Raw genomic sequence first — 7,066 nt, 5'->3', positions numbered from 1 at the left:
CATCTTCATATTTTCGATAACCGTTTTGTCCCAAATTTTGCTCTTTAATTTGCGCAGATTTTGTCCCGAGAGAACTTTGCGCAAAAACGATTATAAAAAAGACTACCAATTTTCTACTAAAGTTATACATTCTTATTTCAATGTTATAATTTATTTCATAATTTCCAACGCCCAATAGCAAGCCAATCAAAAGTTTCTTGTGATAATCCAGTACTCCCTCCAGAGGCGTAATTTCTATTAATACAAAATCGGCTAACTGTTTTAGTTGAATCATCAATAGGTGATGCGGAATAAACACCACTGTCAGATGAAGGCTTGTAAACTGTTGCAAATATCTTATAACTTTTATCAAAAAATGATGTAGACATAGTTATGGTGTAGCTAACAACTGAAGAACCTGAAACTTTTCCCCATTGGATTAACAGTCCATTTGGAAACTTACAGTAACCATTCTGTCCGAGGTCCTGTGTCGTAACATTGGAAAAATCTTTCAACGCACAATTTGTTCCGAGAGAACTTAGGTGAATTAAACTACATTTTGAGTGATTTCTTTTAATATTTTCCATTTTGATTTATTTCGTGACAATGCTGTTGATGTTGTGTGTAATATATTATTTTATCAATGATTCGTCTATCATTTCCTTACTTTTATGCCTATTATTCAATACATTTCTATTTGACGTTTATATTTTAGGATATAATTCTAAGGACATGATAAGTTTATATAATGGTGATAAGGAAATAAAAATCGAAGTAAAGGATGAAAGCTACTCTTATGAAGCTATCATGGGAGAAGATACACTCACTTTGTATTTTTCTCATCCGGGGTATATTGAAATTCCGGTTGGCTCCTGGTGTGATTTCTACGGAAAACGGTATTCCCTCAAAAAAGACAGCAATTTCAAGAAGAACGGTGAACGTAACTTCGAATACACTCTGATTCTGGAAACTGGGAAGGCTGATGCTATGCTGTGGAAAGTACGTCATACCGTTGACAGAAGCATTAAATTCTCATATACAGCCAAGGCACATGAACACCTACGTCTACTCGTTGAGAACCTGAACCGTCGGAGTACCGGTTGGAAAGTCGGTGATTGCATTGAGGGAACGGAAAAAGTAATCAACTACAATCACACCTATATTCTTGATGCTTTCAATCAACTTGCAGAACTATATGAGACAGAATGGCAGATCACTGAAGAAACGGTTGAAGGAAAACAAATTAAGACTATCCATCTGCGTAAAGTTGAGTATAACAAGGAGAACCCTTTGAAACTGTCGTATGGTAAAGGCCACGGCTTCAAGGTCGGTGTTGGTAGGACTTCTGGGGATATACCACCCGAAATAATTTTGGTAGAAACTACAGATCGCAATATTGATTATTCTACATACGGATCTAAATACCTGTTACTTCCAAAGAATAAGACTCTTGTTTACGAAGGGAGAACGTATAAGACAGATGCGGATGGAACTTGTGTCATGCGTGCTGATAAAGAACTTACAACAGCAAAGGAAGATAGTCTGGACTGTACAGCTATTTATCCTTCCCGTGTTGGTACTGTTAGTTCTGTTATTGAAGTGAACAAGGAGAATAACTTCTTTGACTTTGTAGATAAAGACATTCCTGAAGAGTTGAATTTCGAAGATTGTCTCATAGCAGGAGAAACAATGACGGTTATTTTCCAGACTGGTATGCTTACAGGCAAGGAGTTCGAAGTAAAGTATATCCATGAAGCGAAAGACAAGAAAGAGGCACGTCGATTTGAAATTGTTCCGCAGGAAATTGATGGTATTACTATGCCAGAGCCGGAAGTCTGGCGACCGAAGGTTGGTGATACATACGCAGTGTTCGGAATGCAATTGCCGAAGGCTTATATCTGTAACGATAGCACACAAACGGGTGCGAGCTGGGAAGCTTTCAAGGAAGCTGCTAAATACCTCTATGAACATGAAGATAAAGCATTCATATTTACCGGGACATTGGACGGTATTTGGGCTAAAAAACGCTGGTTGGAGATAGGCGGAAAGATTGTGCTAGGTGGATATGTAAACTTCTCTGATACACAGTTTCATCCGGAAGGTTCTCTTATCCGGATGATTGGAATCAAACGTTTTGTGAATAATCCGTATTCACCCGAAATTGAATTGTCTAACGAACCGATAGGTACGTCTGTGTCAAGTGATCTGAACAAGATAGAAACTAACGAGGTGACAGTTATTGAGAAGCATAAGGACGCTTTACAATTCACTAAACGTCGTTTCCGTGACGCAAAGGAAACGATGTCTATGCTTGAAGATGCACTGTTGAACTTCTCCGGCTCCGTCAATCCGATAACCGTTTCAACCATGCAACTGCTTGTCGGAGACGAAAGCTTGCAATTTCGTTTTGTCAATTCAAAAACGAATCCGGTTCAGGTATCTCATAATATTACTTTCAATACAAGTACAAAGATACTGAACGCTCCGGCAGGAATCCTTCAGCATTTGACACTCGGTATTAGTTCTCTTTCTTCTTCTCATAAGGCAGATGAATACAAGTACTGGGACATGGCTAACTATGATTCTCCGGTACTCATTGACCCGGACAAAAAGTATTATCTATATGCTAAAGTTGGCAAGGAGAATCAAGCCGGAACATTCCTCTTGAGTGAAACAGCTATTAAAATGGAACAGATAGCTGGATATTATCATTTACTCACCGGAGTGCTTAACAGCGAGTATGAAGGTAGTAGAAGTTTTGTTCAGCTATACGGATTTACTGAAATTCTGCCGGGCCGCGTAACAACAGAAAGAATCCTTTCTCCGGATGGTGATACATATTTCGATCTAGTAAAAAGTGAGATCGGCGGTAACATTCAAATAAAAGCAGGTTCTTCCGGATTGGAAAATCTGTCTGAATGGGAAGCTGCTCATCAGGAAATAAAGGATGCAGCTAAAGCGGCCAAGGATACTGCTGATTCAGTGGAAGGACTTCATAATTATGTAGATGGAGCCTTCGCTGACGGAATTATAGACGAAGCAGAAGCAAAAACTATTGAAAAGTATATCAATACTGTCAACAATACCAAACAAGCTATCGAAGCAACTTACAATAAACTCTACACAAATGTTTATTTATCCGGTCCTGCAAAGATTGGTTTGCTCAATGCTAAAGTTAGCTTAATGGGGAGTATTGAAAGCCTGATTAATACTATCAATGCCGCAATTTTCGACGGATTTACAACATCTGAAGAAAAGAAAGACGTGGATAATAAATTCACTCTTTTCAATTCTGCCTATGCTGATTTTAATACTGCTGTTGAAGCCGCTAATAAGGCTATACAGGACAAGCTAAAGGATTATTCGGATGAAGCACTGAAACAGGCAATGCAGGCTTTAGAGGATGCTGCGGATGCTGCTAAGGCTGCGCAGGATGCTGCAACATCAGTTGAAGGCTTGCATGACTATGTAGATGGCGCATTTGCGGATGGCATTATAGACGAGGCGGAAGCTAAAGCGATTGAGAAATACTTAAATACAGTCGGAAATACGAAATCTGCTGTTGAAGCTACATATAGCAAACTATATGTGAACGCTTATCTGGAAGGCTCTGCTAAAACAGATTTACTTAATGCCAAGGTTTCTTTGTCAGGTGCAATTGACAATCTTATTGCTGCAATAAATACAGCTATTGCAGATGGACAAACGACTATTGAGGAAAAAAAGAATGTAGATGATAAGTTTACTCTATTCAACTCTGCTTTAGCTAGTTTCAATACAGCCGTTGAAGGAGCAAACAAAGCCATACAAGACAAACTGAAAAGCTATTCAGATGAATGTACAGCTGATCTGAAAGTGCTCAATACTCAAATCTCCGCACAAGTAACTCGAGTTGACAGCCTGACGCAGCGGATAGATACTGCCGGGTGGATAACGACTTCCGACGGTAATAAGATATATGCTTCTAAAGAACTGGAAAACGGTAATACGCTTATATCTTATATCAACCAGGCGGCCGGAGAGACTACGATTCACTCATCTAAAATTAATTTGGAAGGTGCTGTTACAATCACCGCACTGCATAGTGATCTGCAGACAATGATTAACTCCAAGATTGATCGAGACGGATTGGGTAAATTGGCATTTGAGGATGCAGTTGAATATGCAAAACTTGGTACTACCATTGTTGTAGGTGGATATTTGAATACTGACTATATCCGTGTGAAACGTATTGATGCGGACGGCGCAAAGGTTGGAGGATTCACTATTGATAACGGTCGGTTAGTCTGGAAAGCGGGTGATTATTTCGGGGATATTTCCCGCAGTCTGAAATTGGGATATAGTACCACCTCGAAAGAAGGTGTAGTGCATGTTACTTTCAATCCAGCCACGGATGGTAATTTCGGTATTTCCGCTATTGGGGCTGGTTTTGGAGGAAGTGCTGCTATTTATGGTTCTACCAATCTTAAGACTCCTAAATATCCCGATAATTACATTTATGCGGGTTTCTTCGATGGCAACGTAAGGGTACTAGGAGATGTAACGGCAAATGGATTCTTTCCGAGTGATGGCAATGGGAGTTATTGGTCTGTTATTTCAGATAGCACAATTACACTTTTAGATCCTTCTACACGAGGAAAGACTTTGCATATAGTAAAAGGGTTAATCGTTGAAATAAAATAAAAATTATGAAAGTAAATCTAAACAGAAACTTACTCGACTTTAGAGGTCGGGAGTTTGTCGAATTGGTGAATGGTAAGGAAAGTAAGAAATCTCTTCGTGATTTGGTGGCAGAGGCATTATTTGCAGCAGGCTCTAATCCACAGAAGAATATGGAAACTTCCAAGAAATTACGAGCATATAAAATGCTACAACAGATTATTAACAATCGTGGAGTACTTGATATTGAAACGGAAGATGCTGCTCTATTAAAAGAAATTTGTGGAGAGTATCTTACTGCAGGTACATACGGACAAATTTATGATTTAATAGAAGGAGGAAACAAGGAATGAACATCACAGCAACTAACAGTACTGCAACAACTAAGGTTACAGACACTATCAGAGTTAAATACAGAATGTCAACCCGTGGTACCGAAGCGGTGAAAGATATTACTGCCGAGATTGTCAAAGATGAAACGACTGTCGGCTTCTTCAATATTTCTCGAAATGGAGTAACTGGATTCTCGCTACATGAGGATCATGGGCTAACCTCTGGCGAAGTGAAACAAGTATTTCAGACAGCTATTGATGATTGTAGCGAGGTATTAAAATAAAGTATTAATATTTTAGATAAAAATGATATGGATTATTTCAAAAACTTACTTATTGGATTGGTTACCGGCATAGCTGCTTATCTCAATCCTATTTCTGGGGAGATCAAAAGTCTTATTGCTGTATTTGCCCTCAATTTCATTTGCGGGCTACTTACTGCACTCCTTATCAATCATGAGAGTTTTTCTTTTAAAAAGGCTTGGAGGTGTATCGTAGAAGCAACTATTTTCTTTGCCTTGGTTAGCTGCATCTACTTTATTGGTGAACACAAAGGAAATCCGGAAGGTGCGCTACAATGTGTTTCATTTATTACGTATAGCGTTTTCTATTTCTACGGGGTGAACATTCTAAGGAATATCAAAGAAATTCTACCCAACTCTAGCAATGGCCATAAGGTAGTAGCTTTCTTGCACTATGTATTAAGTGTTGAGTTTATAAAGAATATTCCCTATTTAACGAACTATCTACAAAAAGGAGATACCAAATGATTGAAGTATTGGAGTTTATTTTTCAAGATTTTTGGCATTGGCTAGGATCTGTTATTATGATAGCTATCATTTGCAATATCAACTTGATTAAAGTTGGCCCAATAACAAATAAAAAGGAGGATAAGAATGAAAACTATTGATGCAATTATCATCCATTGTTCGGCAACACGTGCCGGACAGGATTTACGAGCCAAAGATATTGACCGGATGCACCGGGCTCGAGGATTCAATCAAATCGGTTATAACTTCATTGTTGATCTTGACGGAATAGTTGAGAATGGGCGACCGTTAGGCATTGATGGAGCACATTGTAATACCAAAGGATTTTCAAAGTCCTCGTATAATAAGCATAGTGTTGGCATCTGTTATATCGGAGGCTTGGACGCATCTGGAAAACCTGCAGATACACGTACTCCAGCTCAAAGGACAGCACTACGCGAATTGGTCGCGAAGCTCTGTAAGGAATACCCTATAATTGAAGTACTCGGACACCGTGATACTTCTCCGGATCTGGACAGCAGCGGAGAGGTAGAGCCAAAAGAATATATTAAGGCGTGCCCCTGCTTCGATGTCAGGAGTGAATTTTCTAATTTTCTTCGTAATACAGTGATCCGGCCATGAAAGCGCTAATCTATATAACCATATTCCTGATGTTGGGAATATGGTTTACCTCCTGCAAGACTTCCCGGAATATGGAAACTCAAAAGCAGGTAGACTATTCCGGTGAATTGAGTCGTATTCAAAGTATAATTGAATCACTACGGCTGGATGTGAATAAGCAGACGAAAATTACTACTGACAAATTGAGTGATCTGAAAATTGAGAATAAAACTGTTTATTTGTCGCTTCCGGATTCGACCGGAAAACAGTATCCAGTCAAAGAAAGTACTACCACCGCTTCCAAACAGGAGCAAGAACGAACAGAAGCTGATGAAATATTATCTATTGCCTTGCAACAGTTCTCTAATAGATTGGGTTCATTGGGAAACAAGATAGATGCTGTACTGAATCAAAAAGAGAAGATAACCGAAATATCTTGGTGGGATCTACATAGAGATAAGGTATATATAAGCACCATTATTATAATCATTGTCAGTTGGCTTGTATATAGAATAAGAAAGAAATAACTTTTAAACCCACAAAAAAATCAACGCATCTATTTACGAAAGCCATAGCATTTTCTTCAGCATTTGATTTGCACCATTGACTAAGGGATCCCTTCTATTTGAAAACATTATTTCATTCAAACTCTCTCTGGCGTATCTTTAAATCTGTCTCTTATACACATCTCCGAGCCCACGAGACCATGGCTAATCTCGTATGCCG

7 protein-coding genes and 1 pseudogene are annotated in these 7,066 nt (G+C 38.9%); 7 read left to right on the top strand and 1 reads right to left on the bottom strand.

What is annotated here, in order from left to right:
- Window positions 1–274: pseudogene (locus tag LPH68_RS25045) on the bottom strand (hypothetical protein); the annotation flags it as partial.
- Window positions 275–711: 437 nt separating this feature from the next.
- On the opposite strand from LPH68_RS25045, the gene LPH68_RS25040 reads away from it, so the two are divergent.
- The 7 genes from LPH68_RS25040 to LPH68_RS25010 all read left to right on the top strand — a co-directional run bounded on the left by LPH68_RS25040 (window position 712) and on the right by LPH68_RS25010 (window position 6,867).
- The gene (locus LPH68_RS25040; protein WP_117611186.1) at window positions 712–4,662 is read left to right on the top strand and encodes a hypothetical protein; all 3,951 of its coding nucleotides are present in this window, start codon (window positions 712–714) and stop codon (window positions 4,660–4,662) included.
- A 5-nt stretch (window positions 4,663–4,667) separates the two neighbouring features.
- Window positions 4,668–4,991 (top strand): hypothetical protein, encoded by a 324-nt coding sequence (locus LPH68_RS25035; RefSeq protein ID WP_117611185.1) that lies wholly within the window; start codon window positions 4,668–4,670, stop codon window positions 4,989–4,991.
- Between the two features lie 65 nt (window positions 4,992–5,056).
- Window positions 5,057–5,254, top strand: coding sequence for a hypothetical protein (locus tag LPH68_RS25030; protein WP_229120485.1), 198 nt, complete (start codon window positions 5,057–5,059; stop codon window positions 5,252–5,254).
- 27 nt (window positions 5,255–5,281) lie between these two features.
- Complete coding sequence (locus LPH68_RS25025; RefSeq protein ID WP_117611183.1) at window positions 5,282–5,740, top strand: phage holin family protein; 459 nt, start codon at window positions 5,282–5,284, stop codon at window positions 5,738–5,740.
- Complete coding sequence (locus LPH68_RS25020; RefSeq protein WP_153882654.1) at window positions 5,737–5,880, top strand: hypothetical protein; 144 nt, start codon at window positions 5,737–5,739, stop codon at window positions 5,878–5,880. Before LPH68_RS25025 ends, LPH68_RS25020 begins: the two co-directional genes overlap by 4 nt.
- The gene (locus LPH68_RS25015) at window positions 5,867–6,361 is read left to right on the top strand and encodes an N-acetylmuramoyl-L-alanine amidase (protein WP_117611182.1); all 495 of its coding nucleotides are present in this window, start codon (window positions 5,867–5,869) and stop codon (window positions 6,359–6,361) included. The genes LPH68_RS25020 and LPH68_RS25015 overlap by 14 nt, the downstream gene beginning before the upstream one ends.
- The gene (locus LPH68_RS25010) at window positions 6,358–6,867 is read left to right on the top strand and encodes a histidine kinase (protein ID WP_117611181.1); all 510 of its coding nucleotides are present in this window, start codon (window positions 6,358–6,360) and stop codon (window positions 6,865–6,867) included. The genes LPH68_RS25015 and LPH68_RS25010 overlap by 4 nt, the downstream gene beginning before the upstream one ends.
- Window positions 6,868–7,066: the final 199 nt, after the last annotated feature.

Origin of the sequence: Bacteroides sp. 1_1_30, assembly GCF_020982715.1 — a bacterium.
In the GTDB taxonomy this organism is placed as follows: Bacteria; Bacteroidota; Bacteroidia; order Bacteroidales; family Bacteroidaceae; genus Bacteroides; species Bacteroides xylanisolvens.
Note: the sequence above shows the minus strand (reverse complement) of the source record. Positions and strands in the feature narration are given on the sequence as shown.

Coding starts and splice junctions, on each gene's coding strand:
- LPH68_RS25040 (WP_117611186.1), top strand. CDS start 712: ATGATAAGTTTATATAATGGTGATAAGGAAATAAAAATCGAAGTAAAG.
- LPH68_RS25035 (WP_117611185.1), top strand. CDS start 4,668: ATGAAAGTAAATCTAAACAGAAACTTACTCGACTTTAGAGGTCGGGAG.
- LPH68_RS25030 (WP_229120485.1), top strand. CDS start 5,057: ATGTCAACCCGTGGTACCGAAGCGGTGAAAGATATTACTGCCGAGATT.
- LPH68_RS25025 (WP_117611183.1), top strand. CDS start 5,282: ATGGATTATTTCAAAAACTTACTTATTGGATTGGTTACCGGCATAGCT.
- LPH68_RS25020 (WP_153882654.1), top strand. CDS start 5,737: ATGATTGAAGTATTGGAGTTTATTTTTCAAGATTTTTGGCATTGGCTA.
- LPH68_RS25015 (WP_117611182.1), top strand. CDS start 5,867: ATGAAAACTATTGATGCAATTATCATCCATTGTTCGGCAACACGTGCC.
- LPH68_RS25010 (WP_117611181.1), top strand. CDS start 6,358: ATGAAAGCGCTAATCTATATAACCATATTCCTGATGTTGGGAATATGG.